Below are 18,365 nucleotides of genomic sequence, written 5' to 3'. Positions count from 1 at the left end.
TCTTCCGATCTCATGAACCGGATGCAGGGCGGCGGCAAAGGCGGGGCCATGGGCTTCGGCAAATCGAAGGCCAAGCTGCTGACCGAAAAGCACGGGCGCGTCACCTTCGACGACGTCGCGGGCATCGACGAGGCCAAGGAAGACCTCGAGGAGATCGTAGAATTCCTGCGCAACCCGCAGAAATTCTCGCGCCTTGGCGGCAAGATTCCCAAGGGTGCGCTGCTCGTCGGCCCTCCGGGCACGGGTAAGACGCTGCTGGCCCGCGCCGTTGCGGGTGAGGCGGGCGTGCCGTTCTTCACCATCTCGGGTTCCGACTTCGTCGAGATGTTCGTGGGCGTCGGCGCCAGCCGCGTAAGGGACATGTTCGAGCAGGCCAAGAAGAACGCGCCCTGCATCGTGTTCATCGACGAGATCGACGCCGTGGGCCGGTCGCGTGGCGTAGGCTACGGCGGCGGCAATGACGAGCGCGAGCAGACGCTGAACCAGCTTCTGGTCGAGATGGACGGTTTCGAAGCGAACGAAGGCATCATCATCGTCGCGGCGACCAACCGCCCCGACGTGCTCGACCCCGCGCTGCTGCGTCCGGGCCGCTTTGACCGTCAGGTGCAGGTACCGAATCCCGACATCAAGGGCCGCGACAAGATCCTCGGCGTGCACGCGCGCAAGGTGCCGCTCGGTCCGAACGTCGACCTGCGCATCATCGCGCGCGGCACTCCGGGCTTTTCCGGCGCCGACCTCGCGAACCTCGTGAACGAGGCCGCGCTGATGGCTGCCCGGGTTGGACGCCGCTTCGTCACGATGGACGATTTCGAGAACGCCAAGGACAAGGTCATGATGGGGGCCGAGCGTCGGTCCATGGTCATGACCGAGGACGAGAAGATGCTGACCGCCTACCACGAGGCCGGTCACGCCATCGTCGGCCTGAACGTCCCGCAGCACGATCCGGTCCACAAGGCGACGATCATTCCGCGCGGCCGTGCCCTTGGTCTTGTGCTGTCGCTGCCCGAGCGCGACCAGCTTTCGGTCACGCTGACCAAGTACAAGTCCAAGATCGCCATGGCGATGGGGGGGCGCGTCGCCGAAGAATTGAAGTTCGGGCGGGACAACGTGACGAGCGGTGCCGCATCGGACATCCAGCAGGTGTCGAAGATCGCGCGCGCGATGGTGACGCAGTTCGGCTTTACCGAGGAGCTTGGCTACGTGGACTATGCCAACGAGCAGCAATCCTACCTGGGCGGCTACTCGGGTGGCACGAACCATTCGGCTGATACCCAGAAGCTGATCGACGACAAGGTCAAGGAGATCATCGACGAGGGCTACCGCGAGGCAAAGCGTATCCTGACCGAGAAGCGCGAGGAATGGGAGCGTCTGGCTCAGGGTCTTCTGGAGTACGAGACGCTGACCGGGCCGGAGATCCTCAAGGTCGTGAATGGTGAGCCCTTGAAGCGTGGCGATGACGATGACACGCCGGATCAAGGCAACTCGTCGTCCATCGCTTCGATCCCGAAGACGAAGCCGCGGCCAAAGCCCGATGCCGGACTTGAGCCGGAACCAACCTGATCCTGTGAGGGCCGCGCAAGCGGCCCTTCGCCTTTTCCGGGGTCATGCTCTGGCGGTGGCTCGGCCAAATTTGCTGATTCTCGTGCTGTGGTAACAACTTGGTCAGGGAACTGCGCGATACTCCGCTGCATTGGGTAGTCAAACGCAATGGAGTCTTGACATGACGAGCGCAATTGTTGCCATCCACGCTGGCCTTCTGACGGGAATCGCTTTGGCCGCCATGGTCCTGATCTAAGGGACCGGACATCGTCGAACACGAAGACGCCGCGCTGCACCCCTGCAGCACGGCGTTTCTGCTTCTTGAGACACCCGAGACTTATCTGGTCAGGCGCGCGCTCGCTGCGGTACCGGAACCGCGCAGGGCTGCTGGCCGGTGAGGATTGCGCAGGCTCCGGGACCCATGAGCGCGGACAAGGCCGGCGACGTCCAATCCAGCCCGCCGGTATAGGTGCCGTAAGCCGGCAGGATCGCGTGGCGCCCATCATGCAGACAGCAGGGGCGCGAGACCAACCGACCTCGGAGCGCGAGCCGCGCCTTGGGATGGTAGTGGCCGCTGATCTCCCCCTGCGCGGGCGTCGCAATGTGGCGGAAGGATAGGGGGCCGATCAGAAGCTCGGCCTGTGCCGTGCCGCCGAGATCAATGGGGGCGGGATCGTGGTTGCCGGCGATCCACACCCAGTCGCGCCCCGCCTGCATCCGCGAAATCCACAGGCTCTCGGCCTCGCCCAACCCCTGGCGCGCGGCGTCGTCGTCGAAACTGTCGCCGAGGCAGATCACGCGCGCCGGCTTTGTCGCCAGCACATCCGAGTCCAGCCGGGCCAGCGTGTCTCGCGTCTCGTAGGGGGGGAGCATCTGGCCGGACCGGCGCGCCACGCGTTCGGACTTGCAGAGGTGCAGGTCCGAGACGACCAGCGTTGCCTCTGCAGGCCACCAGAGCGCGCCCGTCGAAAGGATGCGAAGCGATTCGCCGGAGAGGGTGAATTCGCAGAAGTTCATGTTGCGTTCCATACGCACCGGCATCCCCCGTCGCAAGTGGATCGAGCCGATAGCCGGTGGCCGGAGCGTCGGCAAGGCTCAGAACGGGACCCGCCACTTGCGCTCGTCCTCGCGCGTGATCTGCAGACCGGCGCCTTCCATCAGGCGAGCGGCTTCCTCGGCCAAGAGGCGCTCGGTCCCGGCGCCCTCGACCGGGACGCGGCCGGCTTCGAGAAACAGCGGTGCGGCAAGCGGTGTGGGACGGTCGGTCGTCACGTGGTCGATTCGCCCGGAGGTGCGGACCAGCATCTCTTCGATGCGGCCGAAATCCACGAGGCCCTTCAGCGCTTCTTCGCGCGTTATGTCGAGCAGCAGGTGTTCGGGGTCGTGGCGCCGCAGGGTGTCATAGAGGATGTCGGACGAGAACGCCGCCTGCCGGCCGCTCTTGCGCTGCCCCTGTGTCTGGCGGTCGATCAGACCGGCGATGACCGCAGACTGCTTGAAGGTCCGCTTCATCACCGCGTTGCCGCCCAGCCATGTCTCGAACGCCGCGCGCAGGTCGTCCCCGTCAAAGAGCGGCGCGGGGGCGGTCACGGGGTCGAGGCCCCAGATCAGCGTAGCGTAGTCGGTCGAGACGAAGCCCAGGGGGTGCAGGTTGGCGGTCTCCATCCGCGCGGTGAGCAGAAGGCCCAGCGTCTGCATCGCGTTGCGGCCTGCAAAGCCGTAGACGCAGGTGTAGGCGCGACCGAAGAAGGGAAAGCTCTCGACCAGCAGGCGGTCGGCCTCGGGCAGGTGCGAACGCTCGCATTGCAGGTGCAGCCAGTCGCGGGTCGATGGCGGCAGTTCGGGCCAATCGTCCTGGCGGAACATGCGCAGGATGCGGTGGCTGAGCTGGGTCGAGGTGGCGAACTTCGTGCCCATGAAGGTCGCGATGCGAGGCGGCTTTTCGGGGCGGCGCGACACCTCGACCGTCATCTCGCGCAGGCCCTCGTAGCGCACGACTTCGCCGCCCATGAGGAAGGTGTCGCCGGGGGTGAGTGTGGCGGCGAAGCCTTCTTCGATCTCGCCAAGCTGGGTGCCGCCCGCGCCGCGCCGACCGCGCAGGCGCACCTTCAGCAGGTCCGTGTCCATGATCGTGCCGATATTCTGCCGGATCCGCAGCCCGCCGCGTGGGTCGCGAAGCTGCCATAGACCGTCCCGCTCGACCAGCCGCTGCCATTGGTCGTAAGCCCGCAGCGCGTAGCCGCCGGTCGCCACGAAATCGAGGCAGCGGTCGAAATCCGCCCGAGTAAGGCGGGCATAAGGGCCAGCCGTCCGAACCTCGTGGTAAAGGTCGATGGCCTTGAAGGGACCGGAGGCCGCGCAGATCAGCATGTGCTGGCAGAGCACGTCGCGGGGGCCGGGGCCACGTGGATCGCCGTCGAGGTCGCGCGCCTTCACCGCCTCGAGCGCTGCGACGCATTCGACGATTTCGAATCGATTGGCGGGGACGAGCAGCGCCTTCGACGGCGCGTTGTAGCGGTGGTTCGCGCGCCCGATCCTCTGGACCAGCCGCTTGACGTTCTTCGGCGCGCCGATCTGGATCACAAGGTTCACGTCTCCCCAGTCGATCCCGAGGTCGAGCGAGCCGGTGCAAACGATGGCGCGCAGGTCGCCGTTCACCATTGCGGCCTCGGTCTTGGCGCGCTGCTCGCGTGAGAGGGAGCCGTGGTGGATGCCGATCGGCAGGGCGTCCTCGTTCTGGAGCCAGAGATCGTGGAAGAAGAGCTCTGCCTGCGCGCGGGTGTTGTGGAAGATCAGCGTCGTCCGGTGGCGACGCACCTGCTCCAGCACCTCGGGAATGGCGTAGCGCCCGCCGCCGCCGGCCCAGGGGGCGGGGGCCTCGGTCGTCAGCATCGAGATGTCGGGTTCCGGGCCGGGATCGGCATGGAGGATCGGGCAGGGGTCGGGGTGCCGGGCCAGGAAGCCTGCAATTGCGGCGGGGTCCTCGACCGTGGCCGACAGGCCGACGCGGCGCAGGTTCGGCACCAAGGCCTGCAGGCGCGACAGGGCAAGGACGAGCTGGTCGCCACGTTTCGACTCAGCTAGGGCGTGGATCTCGTCCACCACGATGCGCTTGAGGCCGGCGAAGATGCGGGGCGCGTCCTCGTAGGAGAGCAGCAGGGCAAGGCTTTCCGGCGTCGTCAGCAGGATATGCGGCGGGTCCGCGCGCTGGCGGCGTTTCCGCGTGTAGCTGGTGTCGCCGGTGCGATCCTCGATCCGGATGGGCAGGCGCATATCCTCGACCGGACGGGTCAGGTTGCGCCGGATGTCGGTGGCGAGGGCCTTGAGCGGCGAGACATAGAGCGTGTGGAGGCCGGAATGGTCGCCGCCGGCAAGCTCCACGAGGCTGGGCAGGAAGCCGGCCAGCGTCTTGCCCCCGCCGGTCGGTGCGATGAGCAGCAGCGACGGCTCGTCCGCGCGGTCCAGCATGTCCTGCTGGTGGGGGTGAACGGTCCAGCCACGGGTGGCGAACCAATCGGCGAAACGGGGGGGCAGGACGGTCATGTCCGGAACTTAGGCGCGCGCCGGACCATTCGCCATGCGACAGAGGAGGGTTCGACGATGAAGGTTCTGGTGATCGGGGCGACGGGCGGCGTTGGATCGCGCCTCGTGTCCATGCTGGTCGAAAGCGGCCACGAGGTGCACGGGCTGCACCGCAAGCCCGAGCAGGCCAAGATGCTCCAGCGGCAGGGGGCCACACCGCGTGCCGGTGACCTGATGGAGATGCGGCCCTCGGACTATCGCGATGCTGTCCGGGGCATGGATGCGGTCGTGTTCTCGGCCGGTGCCGGCGGCGCGGGTGAGGTGCAGGCCGCCCGCATCGACGGGGATGGACCGGAGATGCTTGTTCCGGCGATGGAGGCCGAGGGCGTGCGGCGCCTCGTGGTCGTGTCGGTCTTTCCCGAGGCGGGGCGTGCGCGGCAGGTGCCGGACACGTTCGAGCACTACATGGCCTGCAAGAAGCGGGCCGACGTGGCGGTCGCGCGGTCGGGGCTCGACTGGGTCATCCTGCGTCCCGGAACGCTGGTCACCGCCGAGGGCGACGGATGCGTGACCGCTGCGCGCGTGGCGCCCTATGGCGATGTGGCGCGTGGCAACGTGGCCGCCGCGATCGCGGGTGTGATCGAGCGTCCGTGGCTGCGGTGGGAGGCGATCGAGCTGACGGATGGCGAAACCCCGGTGGGGGAGGCGCTGGACGGGTTCCGCCGGTAGGCTAGTGGTCGACCTCGCTGTCCTCGACGAAGAGGTTGGCCCAGGCGCGGTCGATCAGATCGGGCGTCATCTGGTTCGGGATGCCTTCGAACGCGCAGATCGAGGCCATCTGGTCGATCAGGAAGACAGGCATGTAGTTGGCATAGACGTTCCCGATCTCGGGGAAGCGGTTGCGGATCAGGTGGACCAGCGCCGCCTCGTCCAACGGCATCCCCTTTTTCTGGGCGACCAGCGCGAAGATCCTCAGGAAGTCCTTCTGGCTCGGGCCGTCGATCTTGATCTTGTAGAAGATCCGGCGGAGCGCAGCCTTGTCGAAGATCTTGTTGGGATGGAAGTTGGTCGAGAAGATCACGAGCGTGTCGAACGGCACTTCGAACTTTTCGCCCGATTGCAGCGACAGGATGTCCTTCGATTCCTCGAGCGGTACGATCCAGCGGTTGATGAGCGCCTGCGGCGATTCTTCCTGCCGGCCGAGGTCGTCCACGATGAAGACGCCGCCCGTCGATTTCAGCTGCAACGGCGCCTGGTACGTGCGCGCCACCGGGTTGTAGATGAGGTTCAGCATGTCGAGCTTCAGCTCGCCCCCGGTGACCACGGTCGGGCGCCGGCACAGGACGTACCGCGCGTCGTGCCGTTTTCGCAGGCGCAGGGACAGCGTGTCATCCTCTTCCTCGACGCTGGTATGGACGATGGGATCGTAGACCGTGATGACCTGGCCCGCGTATTCAATGGCGCGCGGGACGTAGATCGTGTCGCCGAGGGCGTCGCGGATGCCGTTCGAGATCGACGACTTGCCGTTGCCGGGCGGGCCGTACATCAGGATCGACCGGCCCGACCCCACGGCCGGGCCGAGCTGGTCCAGAAGCCGGGGCGGCAGGACGAGGTGCCCCATCGCCGCGGTCAGAAGGTCGCGCGTCATGGTGATCTTGCGGATCGACTGACGCTCGACCTGTTCGGCATAGGCAGCCATGGGGACGGGCATCGCGCCGAAATACTCGGACTGGCCCAGGGCATCGAGCGCGCGGGCCTTCCCGCTGTCGGAAAGCTGGAACTCCATCTCGCCGCTCGACGTGGCGCGCAGGGTGCCGAGCGCCTCCATCAGCTTCTGTTCGCGGGCGAGGTCGATCAGGGCCTGCGTCGTTCCGAGCGGCAGCGCGATGGCGCGGGCGATGTCCGTGACGGTGGCGGCATTGGTGCGAAAGACCGTCTTGAGCAGGATGTCCCGCATCATGACGACCGGTAGCCCCACCGCCTCGAGCGTGCGCGGCGCGGGCGGCTCCACCGGAGACGGCGTCGGCATGTTCATCGGATCGGTCCTCCTTGTCGCCAAGGGAAAGTGCCGCACGCTTGCGCCAATAATGAGGCCGAACCGGGATCAGGCGAAGGCAGACAGCGCCAGGTACAGCGAAAGCGTGGGGCCGAGCCCGAGGCCCATCGGGAATTTCCGCGCCTGCCAGCTTTCCCAGTGGGGCGCGAGGCGCGTCAGGAAGGGGATACGGCGTGCTGTGCGGTGGACCGCGACGGCGGACAGCAGCATCAGCGACAGCAGGACGAGCACGGCGTAGGCGTCCGGCTGGGCCACAAACGGCGCCGCGGCGGCCAGAAACTTGGCATCCCCCGCCCCCATCGCGCGGGCCATGTTCAGCACGAAGCCGATCCCGAGCATGATGAAGCCTTGCACGATCTGCCAGAGGTAGACGCCCAGCGGCAGGACAAAGGGGCCGACCAGCAGAAAGGTCGCCGCGAGCGTCAGGACGGCGGCATTGCGGATCTTCATGTGCCGCAGGTCGGATAGCGCAACCCAGGCGCAGGCCGGCAGGGTGAGGATGAAGAAGACCAGCGCCGCCCTGTCCGGCAGCGCAAGCTCGGCCGACAATAGCATCAGTTGGTCACGTTCGAGCCAAGCGCGTCGAGCGCCACCTGCGCCGCCTCGAAATGCTGGGGGTGCGTGTCGATGGCGTCGCGCAAAAGCCCTTCGCCCACCGCCACGTCGCCCTGCTTGATCGCCGAAAGCGCGAGCGTGTGCAGAAGTTGGGCGCGCTCGGTCTGGGACATAGGGACGACCGGCAGTTCGTAGTTGCGCTGGGCGCCGCGGGCGAGGGCGAGGTTGTTCTTGGCGGTGAAAAGGCCGGGCTCGTACCCGAGAGCCTCGGTAAAAAGGCGCTCGGCCTCGGCAGGTTGGCCCCGGCTGAGCTTGGAGAAACCCCAGTTGTTCAGGGTGCTCGCCGGGCTTGTCGTCAGGCCCGCAGCCGTCTGGTAGAGGCTGTCCGCTTCGGACCATTCTCCGCGGCTGTCGGCGACCATCGCCTCGAGGCGGTAGCGCTGAAATGTGCGGTAGCTGCTTGGCAGCTTGGCGAGTTGTGCCGAAGCCGATGTCCAGTCGCCCGCGCGGATCAGGGCGTCGGCCAGCGCCAGCCGGTCGTCGGGTTCGGCCCTGCGGCTTTCGGCGACACGCGCCCAGACGGCAGCGGCCTGCCCCGGCTGCTTTGCGCGGACCAGGGCCTTGGCAAGCTGTCGCTGCAGGTCGATGCGGTCCGGGTTGTCGGCAACCGCCTTGCGGAAGTACTGCACGGCCTCGCGCGGATCGGCGGAGGCGAGCATGACCTCGTTGAGGTTCGCCTCGTCCACGACGTTCAGGTCCTTCAGCGCGCGGTTCACCTCGGCCGAGCTGGACCGATCGCCGCAAGCCGATAGCGTCATCGCTCCGCCGAGGCAGAGCGCGAGGAGGATGGTGTGGCGCATGAGATGCGTCCTTGCTGCTCGAAACGGCCCCGTTCCCTCAGCCGGGCGGGACGAGCCGGTAGCTGCCGTTCCCGCGCCGTTCGAGGGCGAAGCTCTCATTTTCGGGATCAGTGTAAGTTTCCGCGTCAAGCTTGGATAGCGCACGGGTGAGATTGGTGCGAATGTCGTCACTTTGGCCACTGTCGGCGGCGAAGGCGGCCTTGAACTGCAGATGCGCCTCGGCGACATGGCCAGTCTCCATCAGGACGACGCCGAGATTGTTGCGCGCGGGGACGTATTCGGAGTCCGCCGCGACGGCCTTGCGGAACAGATCCTCGGCCTGACCCAGTCGGCCGAGACGGAGTGATGCGGTGCCGAGGGCGGTCAGCACTTCGGGCGTCAGGCCGCTTTCGGCCGCCTTGCGCAGGTAGGCGCGGCGCGCGAGTTCGAATTCGCCGGCCTCCATCAGGCGGTTGCCAACGGTCAGCCCGTCGACCGCTTCGGCCGTCCGGTCGACCCCCGGCGCGAGCGGTCCCACCGAACCGCTCCGTGTCTGCCCGCACCCGCCAAGTGCGATCAGGACAAGGAGGAGGGGGGCGAGCCCTCCCATGTCACCCGAACTTGGCGAAGGTCGAGACGATGTTGTAGACGGACGGGCCAAGCAGGATGATCAGCAGCGGTGGCACCGTCAGCATCATCGTGGCGAGCGTCATCTTGGTCGGCAAGGTGTTCGCCTTTTCCTCTGCGCGCATGACGCGCTTGTCGCGCATCTCGGCGGCATAGACCCGCAGGGCCTCGGCGATCGAGGTGCCAAAGGCGGCCGACTGGATCAGCACCGTCACGAAGTTCGACACATCCGTCACGCCCGCGCGTTCGCCCATGTCCTTCAGCACCTGGTTCTTGTCCTTGCCGGCCCGGATTTCCTGCGTGACCATATCGTATTCGTCGGCGAGGGCCGGATAGCCAGCGCGGATCTCGCGCGCGACCCGTCCGATGCACTGATCCATCGATTGTCCAGCCTCGACGCAAACCAGCATCATGTCGAGCGAGTCGGGGAAGCCGTTGATGATCTCTTCCTGCCGCTGTTGCAGGCGCTTGGTGACCCAGTACTTCGGAATCATGTAGCCGACGGCGCCAGGCAGGATCGTGTAGAGCATCATGGAGTTCAGGCTCATATCGCCACTGCCCGAGACGTAGAGCGTATAGGCGACGCCAAGCACAAGACATGTCATGCCAAGGAAGAACTGCGCGAAGTGGTACACCCGCACCGCGTTCGTGCCGCGATACCCGGCGCGCACGAGCTTGAGTTTCACGGCCGAGAATTCTTCGGCGTTCTGGGGTTCGAGGAAGGTGGAATAGGGTTCGAGCTTGTCGACCTTGCCGCCGTCGCGCCGCAGGCTCTGCACCTCGGGTCGCTCGCGGCTCTGCTTGGCCATGCGGGCGAACTTGTCCATCGGGTCGGGCCGCCGGTTGAGCAGCAGGACCGCACAGAGCCCGAAGAGGACCAGCGCCAGGAGGCCGGGGACGATCAGGGGGCCGAGCGGACCAAACGTGTCGATGAGGAGGGCGGTTATCGCGTCCATGAGCCTCAGACCTTGATGTTCACGAGCGAGCGCATGACGAAGATGTTCGCCACGAGGAATCCGGCGACGACGAGGCAGCCCGGGACGAAGTAGGCGGTCTGTTTCACATCGTCGAAATAGTCGGGCTTGATCAGCATGATCACGACGATCGCGCCAATGGGAAAGACCGACAGGAACATGCCGGACCACTTCGCTTCGGCCGTGATGGCCTTCACGCGGCGGAACAGCTTGAATCGCGAGCGGATCACCTTGGCCAGCCCGTCGAGCACCTCGGCCAGGTTGCCGCCCGATTGCTGCTGGATCGTCACGGCCACGGCGAGAAAGCGCAGGTCCTGCATGTCAAGCCGTTCGGCCATCGCCTTCAGCGCCTCGCCGGTGTCGCGGCCATAGGCGGCCTCGTCCGCGATCACGCCCATTTCCGAGCCCAGAGGATCGGGCACCTCTTTCGCGACGGCGTTCAGGGCCGACGAGAACGGGTGCCCGACCCGAAGCGAGCGCACCATGAGTTCGACCGCGTCGGGCAGTTGCTCCTCAATCATGGCCATGCGCTTCTTGGCCTTGTTGTTGACCCATACGACCACGGCGCCGACCCCGATCCCGACCGCGCAGACGATCCTGACCGGCGTGGCTGCCCCGGTCCCGAGGGTCAGCGCGACGTAGGCGACCATCGACAGCACGCCCATGATCAGCATCAGCTGCGTCGGCGTGAACGCGATGTTGGCCTTCTGCGCCTTTGTCGCCAGAAGCGAATAGATCGGCAGCTTCTGGCTGTTCATGTGCTGGGTCATCTCCTTGCGGAGTTGATCCAGCACCTGCTCGCGCCCCTTGCCCTTGTCGAGCATCTCGATCCGGCGGTTGACCCGGCTGTTGAGCGAGATCGACCGGCCAAACACGGTCAGGTAGATGCCCTCGACCAGCAGCAGGACGGCGACGAAGATGACGCCGTAGACAATCAGTTCGACGGGGATCTGCATCCGTTCAACCTTTCACGACATCGTAGATTTCGGCCGGGAGGTCGTAGCCCCACATGCGGAACCGCTCGGCGAAGTGCGACCGCACGCCGGTTCCGGTGAAGTGGCCGAGGATCTTGTTGTCCGGCGTCAGTCCTGTGCGCTGAAAGCGGAAGATCTCCTGCATCGAGATGACCTCGCCCTCCATCCCCGTGACTTCGGTGATCGAGACCATCCGGCGCGACCCGTCCTGGAGGCGGGTCGCCTGCACGATCAGGTTCACGGCGCTCGCGATCTGGCTGCGCACCGCCTTCAGCGGCATTTCGATCCCGGCCATCGCGATCATGTTCTCCAGGCGCGACACCGCGTCGCGCGAGGAGTTGGCGTGGATCGTGGTCATCGAGCCGTCGTGGCCGGTGTTCATCGCCTGCAGCATATCAATGACTTCCTCGCCGCGGGTCTCGCCTACGATGATGCGGTCGGGGCGCATCCGGAGCGCGTTCTTTAGGCAGTCCCTCTGGCTGACGGCGCCCTTGCCCTCGACGTTGGCGGGGCGGCTTTCCATGCGGCCGACATGGGTTTGCTGAAGCTGGAGCTCGGCCGTGTCCTCGATCGTCAGGATGCGCTCGGAATTGTCGATGAACGAGCTCAGCGCGTTCAGTGTCGTGGTCTTGCCCGAGCCCGTTCCGCCAGAGACGATGATGTTGAGGCGCGTCGAAACGGCCGCCTCGAGATACATCGCCATCTGTTCCGAGAAGGCGCCGAACGCGACGAGGTCGCGGATCCCCAGCTTCTCTTTCTTGAACTTGCGGATCGAGACGAGGCTGCCGTCCACCGCGATCGGCGGGACCATCGCGTTGAAGCGCGAGCCGTCGGCGAGGCGGGCATCGACGTAAGGGTTCGACTCGTCCACGCGGCGTCCGACGGCCGAGACGATCTTGTCGATGATCCGCAGGAGGTGGCGTTCGTCCTTGAAGGTGATGTCGGTGAGCTGCAGCTTGCCCGCGCGTTCGACAAAGATCCGATGGGGGCCGTTCACCAGGATATCGTTGACGCTGTCGTCCTTCAGAAGCGCCTCAAGCGGGCCGAGGCCGCGCACCTCGTCATAAAGCTCCTGGTTCAGGGTGTGCCGTTCCTCGCGGTTCAGCACCACGCCCATTTCGGCCAGCGTCTCCGAGGCGATGGCAGTGATCTCGGCTTTCAGGTCCTGCTCGCTCGCCTGCTCCAGTGCCGCGAGGTTGAGGTTGTCCAGGAGCTCGCGGTGGAGCTGCACCTTGAGGTCGGCGAGCTTCTCCTTGCGGCGTTTCTCCTTGTCCACCGGAGGCGCCTTCGCGGCGGCGGTGCGCAGCTTGTGAGCCTCTTCCGCGGGCTTGGAAGCCGGGACGACGGGCGCAACGGTTTTGTGCGTCGGGATGCCCTTGGGCAGTGCCGGCTTGGCGGTGTCTGACTTCTTATAACGCGAGAACATCTGACCCTCAGCTTTCGGCGGCTTCACGGTTCACTTCGTGTGCAGAGGCGGCGATCTTGCCGATCTCCTTCCGCAGGGGGTTCTTCTTGGCGGCAGAGGCGAGGGGCAGGCCGCTGTCGTTGGCTTCGGTCACCGCCTTGCCGCCGTCGGGCAGGTGCACGTCGATCGCCACGCCCAGGCTTTCGGCCAGCTTCTTAAGGCGGCTGCGCCCCGCGAGATCTGCGAACCTCGGAGCCCGGTTCATGACGAAGCGCAGCTTGTCGACAGGCAGCTCTTCGGCCTTGAGCGCACGGATGAGACGCAGGGCGTTCTGGGCCGAGCGCATGTCGAGCTCGAGCAGCGCGAAATAGGCATGGGCGCGGCTCAGGACCGTTTCGGTCCACTGCACCACCGTGCTTGGCATGTCGACGACCACGTAGTCGAACTGGGCGCTTGCGAGGTCGAGGATCCGGTTCACGTCTTCGGGCTGGATGAGGTCGAGGGGGACCATCTCGGCCGGGGAGGTCAGGATATGCAGCCGGTCCTGGTGGCTCACCATGGCCTGGAAGAGCAGGTCGGCGTCCATCGTTTCGGTGTCGGAGAGCAGTTCGATCACGACCTCGCGTTGCGGCAGGTCGAGATAGGTCGAGACCGCACCAACCTGCAGGTCGAAGTCGAGGATGCAGACGCGCGGCGGGCGCTTGCCGTCCAGCAGGCTCAGCTCATTGGCCAGATTGACAGCGAATGTTGATGCGCCGACGCCACCGGCCAGTCCTTGAACGGGCAGAATGACACCGTTGCGGCCGCCCGTGTTCAGTTCGGGGCGGACGACCTCTTCGACCGGGGCGGGCGGTCGAGGCGCGGTAGCGGATCCAGCGCTGACGCGCGCGATCGCGTCGGGCAGGGCGCGGTCGGGCAAGGGGTAGGGGACGAATTCGGTCGCGCCAAGCTTCAAGAGTTGGTGCAGGATCAGGGGCGAGACGTCTTCGGCGATCAGGATCACCGCGATCCGCTGCGCGACCGCGGTGCGGATTGTCGTCGAGACCTCGTCGACATTCGCCTCGTCGTCCTTGTCGATCGCGATTGCCAGAAGTTCGAGCGATCGTGCGCCGGGTTGGGTCAGGAAGGCTGTCGCGTCGGCGAAGCACAAGTCGCCCCACGTTTCCCCAAACGCGTTCTCCATATCCTCGATCAGCAGGTCGAAGTTCTGGATATCCCGGCACACGGTGCATGCACGGATCGGCGCCAGGTCTTCGGCAAGAGCCTCACTCGTCATGTCGTATCCACACCCTTGTTCGCTACGCGTCGTCCCGCCTCTGAGGAAGCGGCGGACTGCGGCTCCAGAGCTGGAAGATCACAGAAAATCTGGGCGATAATGAGGCTGGATCGCTCCCATTATCCGGCAATCGCGAACGGTCCGCTCGACCCTATTGGGCGGCGCCGCCGTTCAACCCGCCCGTGCTCATCTGGGCCGCGTCGAGCTGCGGCACGTATGTGGCGCTGGCGATCCATTCGCGCAGGATGACCTCGGCGTAGTTGCCATAAAGCAGGTCGCCCTTGCGTCCGACGAAGCCCGAAACCTCGGTGACCGTTCTGCGATTTGCCCGCTCGCGCCCCTGCGTGACGATCAGGGGCTGCGTTTCCCCGAAGGACACGAGCGCCTCCAAGCGGTTGCGGTTGACCCCGTTGCGCACCAGTTCGGCAACGACGGCCTCCGCGCGCCGCCGACCCAGCGCATAGTTGTACGAGTCCGATCCGACGAGATCGGTGTGTCCGTAGACGCGGAAGCTGACTTCGGGGAACTGGCGTATCCACGCGGCCTGCCGGGCGACCACGGCGCGCGCCTCAGGGCTCAGCGTGGCGCTGTCGAACGCGAAGGTCACGACCGAAACCACTTCGGTCGAGAAGCGGTTGTTCAGCCCTTCGACCTGCCCGATCCGCCCGGACTGGACGAGCATGTTGTTCATCGTCGGGTTGCCGAAGCGACCTTCGTCGAGCTCTGACCCGAGCGGCGCGTTCCAAGTCGTCACGTTCGCGCAGCCTGACAGCACAAATCCCGCGAAGCTGACGGCGAGGAGGATCGACCGCGTGGTCATGGCCTAGTCCTCCATCACGTAGCCGTAGGAGCCCGAGAAGTCCTGCCGCGCAACCTCGCCGGCTGCGCCTTTCGGTCCGTCCCCGGTTACCTTCCCGAAGAGGAAGAACTCGCGCTCGGTCGGAAGCGTCACGCGGTCCGTCGGCAAGGCAAGCGCCTCGCCACGAACGGGCGAGACGAGATGAGCCGTAATGATGATGACGAGTTCGGTCTGGTCGCGATTGTACTCGGCCGAGCGGAAGAGCGCGCCGAGGACCGGAATGTCGCCCAGGAACGGAACCTGCGCGCTGACGTCGCGGAAGTCGTCCTCGAGCAGGCCGGCGATGGCAAAGCTTTCGCCATCCCGAAGCTGCACGGTAGTCTGCGCCTCACGGCGAGAGAAGCCGTCCACGCTGATGCCGGACTGGGTGGAGCCGATGGTCGGATCGATGCTCGAAACGGCGGCGTTCAACTCGATATTGATGACCTCGTCGGCAAGCACCCTTGGAAGGAAGTTCAGTTCGACGCCGAAATCCTTGTAATCGATCGAGATGCCGTCGTCGTCCTGGACCGGAACGGGGTACTCGCCCCCGGCAAGGAAGTTCGCCTCTTGCCCCGAAAGCGTGGTGAGATTGGGCTCTGAAAGCGTGCGCACGACGCCCTTGCTCTCGAGCGCTTCGAGAAGCACCTCGAGCTGAAGGGAGTTGCCGCCGAAGCTGAAGCCGAACGCGCCTTGGGTCGAAGCGTCCACCGTCAATTCCTGGCCGATGCCGTTGCTACCTTCGAGGTAATTGCCCGTTTCGGCGCCGAATCGGTTGGAAGACACGGCGATGGACGATGACAACGTCTTCGAGACAGAGCGGGACATCTCGGCGAAGCGTACCTTCAGCATGACCTGCTGCGTGCCGCCTACGCTCATCAGGTTCGAGACGCGCCCTGGCGCATATCGCTCGGCGAGTTCCAGCGCGGCATCGAGGGCCACGATGCTTGAAACGGTGCCAGAAAGGACGATGCCGTCGTTTGCCGTGCGGACCTCGATCCCTTCGCCGGGAAGAATCTGATCGATGCGCTCCTTGAACTCGCCGATGTCGGGAACGACCTGCACGTCCACGTTCGTGATCAGGCGCCCTTCGGCGTTCAACAGCGTAAGCGTGGTGCGTCCCGGCGTCTTTCCGAGGACATAGACGGTCTGATCGGACAGGGTCGAGATGTCGGCGATCGCCGGGTTCGCGATCGAAAGCTCCGCGAAAGGAATGTCGCTCTCAACGACGACGGCGCGATTCATCGGGACGCGCAGCGCAGAGGACGTGCCGTTCGACAGGACCCGCAGGTTCTGCGCGACCGCGTGTGTCACCGCGACTGGCGCAAACGCCAGACACAGGCCAAGCGCGCTGGCCTTCAGGACCGTCTCAATGCTCATGTGATCTGCCTCTGTGATCACTTGGACGCGGATCTGTCGTCCGCCTTTCTCCTCAGCATGAGGGGTGGTGCGATGTTTGACAATATTTCCATCTATCCGAGGAGGGATTGCGGAAAGGGGGCAACACTCTGTGGACCGGCTGCCCCGCCGCGGTCCTGCCGGGTCAGTTGGTGCAGGGGATGGGCATTTCGACGACTTCGGACCCGCGGCGGGTACGGATCGAGCAGGTCTGCGGCGCCGGCGCTGCGGCCACGACGGGTTCATCCTCGATCCCCAGCAGTTCACGCTGGTCGATCTCGACCATTTCCGAGACGCTTTCGTCCAGCGCACCGACGAGCGCGAGGGACAGACGGCCGGACGACTGGGCCTGGGCGAAAGAGGCAACCTGGCGCGGCGTGGCTTCGACCGTGATCGTGCGGGCGACGACGGCCTTGGTCCGTTCGGCATCGACGGACTGATCCACGGCGACGATGCGGACGTTCGTGTCGATCAGCCGCGTGACCTCTCCGTTTCGGCCGGGGAGGGCGCCGCTCCAGAAGATGTCCACGCGGTCATTGGGCCGGAGGAAGCCGGACACGCCGCTGGCGACGTCGACGCGGATGGCGAACGCGCGCATTCCGGTGCTGAGCCGGGTGGCGACGCCTGCGTCCTCGCCTGGGGCGGTGACCTTGCTGGCGAGCACGGGCTCATTGGCGGCCATCGCGCGCAGGACTGTGCGCGGGACGTCGTAGCCTTTGGGGAACATCGCATCGACCTCGGTGAAGGCACCGGCCGGGACGACCGCGCTTGGTAGTTCGATGAACTTCAGGTCGTCTCTGGCGAGGGGTTCGCCATATGCGACGTCAGCCTTCAGCGCGATCACCTTCGTCATTGGAACGACGGACGATTGGCCGGCCTTAAGCGTTGATACGTAGTCCTTTGCAAGAATAACCGCTAATCCAGCGAGCCCCAACCCGGCGAGAAGGACAGCGGCGAAAACAATACGCAAGGAACGGCTCCTCCCGTTGGGTGGTCCAACAAAGGGTACGCTTAGCTGGGCACGCCGTATTCGGCGCGCAGCGTTCACAGAGGGGAGCGCCTTGCCGCGAGACGGCAGGGACGTTCCAATGGCTTGACCCAGAGAATAGGCGCCCTGCTGATTGCAGAGCGCCTTGTGCAAAGGCTATATCAGCCGTCGGCTGCGGGCAGCTCAACGATGTTCGTGTCAGCATTCGACCCGAGGTTCTTGGTGAGATTATCGGTTGCGGTGGTCAGTCCGCCCTGAACCGCGGCCAGAACGGCGATGCCGAGGCCCACGATGGCGGCGGTCAGCACGACCCAGTCGACGGTCACGGCGCCGTCTTCGTCGTTGCGGAAGGTCTTGGCGATCTTTAGGAATTTCATGCTCTGGCTCCTGGTTGCATTGGCCCTGTGTGCGTTCTGCCGGGGCCGTGGTAAGAACTTTGCCGGGGATTGAGGCGCGTTTTGGGCGTCGCTCCGGCCTTTTCGGGATTTCGCGGAAGAGCGTCCTCCGACGAAAGGACCTTACGGGAAGGTCGTGTTGCTCACTGGCGCGATGACCGCGACGCTGTTCGCGCTCGACGTGCTGGTCGTAGAGAGGTCGGGCCGGACAGCGCTGAGAACGGTGATGCCGATGCCGACGGCGGCAGCGGTCAGGACGACCCAGTCGACTGTCACTCCGCCATCCTCGCTAAGAAGGAAGGTCGTGGCTTTGCGGCGGGCATTCATCGGTGGGCTCCGGGAGAACTTGAGCGGCTTCGCGCGGAAGCGAGCATCTGTCGCGGAAGTCGCGGACAAGGCCCGCGGCCTCCGTTCGACGTATAAGCAGCTTCAAGGATACTGCGACGTGATCGTGTAGCCGTTGTAGTGGGTGTTTCCGGTGGAAGAGAGGCCGTCCCCGGTGGTCACAGAGCTTAGTACGCCGGCGCAAACCACGGTGATCAGCGCCAGCTGAAGCATCCAATCGAGATTGAGGCCGCCAGCCTCTTCCGCACAGAATATGCTCAGCACCTCAAGTTTCATGATCGTCCTCTTATCGGCGTGGAGCCAGTGGATCGCAGGAAGCGGGCGAGGATGAGGCGGTGGCGGGGCGGTGATCGGGAAATGGTTGTCCCATACAAGGGCGGCCGCGAAGTAGCGCCCTGACTGCCGCGCCGCGGGGAAATCTGCGGTTTGTTTGGCTAAAGACGTTGGGCGAGCGGCGGAAAGCTGAAAGCTTGGCGGCAGAACAGCGCGAGTAGCCCATGAGATATCTGTTGGCGCCCGTCATCGGGCTTCTTTGCACGTTTGTTTTGCCGGCTCTTGCCGATGAGGCGCCGTCGTTCAAGGACTTCACGTTCAAGCGCGTCGGCCTTCCGTCGCAGGGCAAGCCCCGCATCAC

18 protein-coding genes are annotated in these 18,365 nt (G+C 65.4%); 2 read left to right on the top strand and 16 right to left on the bottom strand.

Features of this window, described 5'->3' with window-relative positions:
* Positions 1-1,560, top strand: a 1,560-nt coding sequence (gene ftsH / locus ACFDS3_RS03635; protein WP_375260978.1) for an ATP-dependent zinc metalloprotease FtsH, incomplete at its 5' end; no start/stop codon positions are given.
* 324 nt (positions 1,561-1,884) lie between these two features.
* Here ftsH and pdeM read toward each other — a convergent pair.
* Positions 1,885-2,556 (bottom strand): ligase-associated DNA damage response endonuclease PdeM, encoded by a 672-nt coding sequence (gene pdeM / locus ACFDS3_RS03630; protein ID WP_375260977.1) that lies wholly within the window; start codon positions 2,554-2,556, stop codon positions 1,885-1,887.
* A gap of 78 nt (positions 2,557-2,634) precedes the next feature.
* Entirely contained in the window at positions 2,635-5,082 is a 2,448-nt protein-coding gene (locus ACFDS3_RS03625; RefSeq protein WP_375260976.1) for a ligase-associated DNA damage response DEXH box helicase, read from the bottom strand.
* A 57-nt stretch (positions 5,083-5,139) separates the two neighbouring features.
* On the opposite strand from ACFDS3_RS03625, the gene ACFDS3_RS03620 reads away from it, so the two are divergent.
* Positions 5,140-5,790, top strand: a complete 651-nt coding sequence (locus ACFDS3_RS03620) for an NAD(P)-binding oxidoreductase (RefSeq protein ID WP_375260975.1) — start codon at positions 5,140-5,142, stop codon at positions 5,788-5,790.
* Position 5,791: 1 nt separating this feature from the next.
* On the opposite strand, the gene ACFDS3_RS03615 is transcribed toward ACFDS3_RS03620, so the two are convergent.
* From ACFDS3_RS03615 to ACFDS3_RS03550, 14 genes are all read right to left on the bottom strand, one after another.
* On the bottom strand, positions 5,792-7,096 hold the full coding sequence (locus ACFDS3_RS03615) for an ATPase (protein WP_375260974.1): 1,305 nt from the start codon (positions 7,094-7,096) through the stop codon (positions 5,792-5,794).
* Positions 7,097-7,165: 69 nt separating this feature from the next.
* Positions 7,166-7,672 (bottom strand): prepilin peptidase, encoded by a 507-nt coding sequence (locus ACFDS3_RS03610; RefSeq protein ID WP_375260973.1) that lies wholly within the window; start codon positions 7,670-7,672, stop codon positions 7,166-7,168.
* Complete coding sequence (locus tag ACFDS3_RS03605; protein ID WP_375260972.1) at positions 7,672-8,532, bottom strand: tetratricopeptide repeat protein; 861 nt, start codon at positions 8,530-8,532, stop codon at positions 7,672-7,674. Before ACFDS3_RS03605 ends, ACFDS3_RS03610 begins: the two co-directional genes overlap by 1 nt.
* Positions 8,533-8,569: 37 nt before the next feature.
* Positions 8,570-9,121: a tetratricopeptide repeat protein gene (locus ACFDS3_RS03600; RefSeq protein ID WP_375260971.1), complete on the bottom strand. Its 552-nt coding sequence runs from the start codon at positions 9,119-9,121 to the stop codon at positions 8,570-8,572.
* Between the two features lies 1 nt (position 9,122).
* Positions 9,123-10,094 carry a type II secretion system F family protein gene (locus ACFDS3_RS03595; protein WP_375260970.1) on the bottom strand — a complete coding sequence of 324 codons (972 nt, stop codon included), beginning with the start codon at positions 10,092-10,094 and terminating at the stop codon, positions 9,123-9,125.
* Between the two features lie 5 nt (positions 10,095-10,099).
* Complete coding sequence (locus ACFDS3_RS03590) at positions 10,100-11,068, bottom strand: type II secretion system F family protein (RefSeq protein WP_375260969.1); 969 nt, start codon at positions 11,066-11,068, stop codon at positions 10,100-10,102.
* Between the two features lie 4 nt (positions 11,069-11,072).
* Positions 11,073-12,512, bottom strand: a complete 1,440-nt coding sequence (locus ACFDS3_RS03585) for a CpaF family protein (RefSeq protein WP_375260968.1) — start codon at positions 12,510-12,512, stop codon at positions 11,073-11,075.
* A gap of 7 nt (positions 12,513-12,519) precedes the next feature.
* Positions 12,520-13,767 (bottom strand): CpaE family protein, encoded by a 1,248-nt coding sequence (locus ACFDS3_RS03580; RefSeq protein ID WP_375260967.1) that lies wholly within the window; start codon positions 13,765-13,767, stop codon positions 12,520-12,522.
* Between the two features lie 151 nt (positions 13,768-13,918).
* The gene (locus ACFDS3_RS03575; protein ID WP_375260966.1) at positions 13,919-14,587 is read right to left on the bottom strand and encodes an OmpA family protein; all 669 of its coding nucleotides are present in this window, start codon (positions 14,585-14,587) and stop codon (positions 13,919-13,921) included.
* A gap of 3 nt (positions 14,588-14,590) precedes the next feature.
* Positions 14,591-15,985: a type II and III secretion system protein family protein gene (locus ACFDS3_RS03570; protein ID WP_375260965.1), complete on the bottom strand. Its 1,395-nt coding sequence runs from the start codon at positions 15,983-15,985 to the stop codon at positions 14,591-14,593.
* Between the two features lie 163 nt (positions 15,986-16,148).
* Positions 16,149-16,973, bottom strand: coding sequence for a Flp pilus assembly protein CpaB (gene cpaB / locus ACFDS3_RS03565; RefSeq protein WP_375260964.1), 825 nt, complete (start codon positions 16,971-16,973; stop codon positions 16,149-16,151).
* Positions 16,974-17,152: 179 nt separating this feature from the next.
* Positions 17,153-17,368 carry a Flp family type IVb pilin gene (locus tag ACFDS3_RS03560; protein ID WP_375260963.1) on the bottom strand — a complete coding sequence of 72 codons (216 nt, stop codon included), beginning with the start codon at positions 17,366-17,368 and terminating at the stop codon, positions 17,153-17,155.
* A 141-nt stretch (positions 17,369-17,509) separates the two neighbouring features.
* Positions 17,510-17,713 carry a hypothetical protein gene (locus tag ACFDS3_RS03555; RefSeq protein WP_375260962.1) on the bottom strand — a complete coding sequence of 68 codons (204 nt, stop codon included), beginning with the start codon at positions 17,711-17,713 and terminating at the stop codon, positions 17,510-17,512.
* A 102-nt stretch (positions 17,714-17,815) separates the two neighbouring features.
* A complete protein-coding gene (locus ACFDS3_RS03550; RefSeq protein ID WP_375260961.1) occupies positions 17,816-18,007 on the bottom strand; it encodes a hypothetical protein in 192 nt (63 codons plus the stop codon).
* Positions 18,008-18,365 lie beyond the last annotated feature (358 nt).

Origin of the sequence: Palleronia sp., from assembly GCF_042089775.1 — a bacterium.
In the GTDB taxonomy this organism is placed as follows: domain Bacteria; phylum Pseudomonadota; class Alphaproteobacteria; order Rhodobacterales; family Rhodobacteraceae; genus Palleronia.
Note: the sequence above shows the minus strand (reverse complement) of the source record. Positions and strands in the feature narration are given on the sequence as shown.

Excerpts from the sequence above, each read along its gene's own strand:
- pdeM (WP_375260977.1), bottom strand. The coding sequence starts at position 2,556 with ATGAACTTCTGCGAATTCACCCTCTCCGGCGAATCGCTTCGCATCCTT.
- ACFDS3_RS03625 (WP_375260976.1), bottom strand. The coding sequence starts at position 5,082 with ATGACCGTCCTGCCCCCCCGTTTCGCCGATTGGTTCGCCACCCGTGGC.
- ACFDS3_RS03620 (WP_375260975.1), top strand. The coding sequence starts at position 5,140 with ATGAAGGTTCTGGTGATCGGGGCGACGGGCGGCGTTGGATCGCGCCTC.
- ACFDS3_RS03615 (WP_375260974.1), bottom strand. The coding sequence starts at position 7,096 with ATGAACATGCCGACGCCGTCTCCGGTGGAGCCGCCCGCGCCGCGCACG.
- ACFDS3_RS03610 (WP_375260973.1), bottom strand. The coding sequence starts at position 7,672 with ATGCTATTGTCGGCCGAGCTTGCGCTGCCGGACAGGGCGGCGCTGGTC.
- ACFDS3_RS03605 (WP_375260972.1), bottom strand. The coding sequence starts at position 8,532 with ATGCGCCACACCATCCTCCTCGCGCTCTGCCTCGGCGGAGCGATGACG.
- ACFDS3_RS03600 (WP_375260971.1), bottom strand. The coding sequence starts at position 9,121 with ATGGGAGGGCTCGCCCCCCTCCTCCTTGTCCTGATCGCACTTGGCGGG.
- ACFDS3_RS03595 (WP_375260970.1), bottom strand. The coding sequence starts at position 10,094 with ATGGACGCGATAACCGCCCTCCTCATCGACACGTTTGGTCCGCTCGGC.
- ACFDS3_RS03590 (WP_375260969.1), bottom strand. The coding sequence starts at position 11,068 with ATGCAGATCCCCGTCGAACTGATTGTCTACGGCGTCATCTTCGTCGCC.
- ACFDS3_RS03585 (WP_375260968.1), bottom strand. The coding sequence starts at position 12,512 with ATGTTCTCGCGTTATAAGAAGTCAGACACCGCCAAGCCGGCACTGCCC.
- ACFDS3_RS03580 (WP_375260967.1), bottom strand. The coding sequence starts at position 13,767 with ATGACGAGTGAGGCTCTTGCCGAAGACCTGGCGCCGATCCGTGCATGC.
- ACFDS3_RS03575 (WP_375260966.1), bottom strand. The coding sequence starts at position 14,587 with ATGACCACGCGGTCGATCCTCCTCGCCGTCAGCTTCGCGGGATTTGTG.
- ACFDS3_RS03570 (WP_375260965.1), bottom strand. The coding sequence starts at position 15,985 with ATGAGCATTGAGACGGTCCTGAAGGCCAGCGCGCTTGGCCTGTGTCTG.
- ACFDS3_RS03560 (WP_375260963.1), bottom strand. The coding sequence starts at position 17,368 with ATGAAATTCCTAAAGATCGCCAAGACCTTCCGCAACGACGAAGACGGC.
- ACFDS3_RS03555 (WP_375260962.1), bottom strand. The coding sequence starts at position 17,713 with ATGAATGCCCGCCGCAAAGCCACGACCTTCCTTCTTAGCGAGGATGGC.
- ACFDS3_RS03550 (WP_375260961.1), bottom strand. The coding sequence starts at position 18,007 with ATGAAACTTGAGGTGCTGAGCATATTCTGTGCGGAAGAGGCTGGCGGC.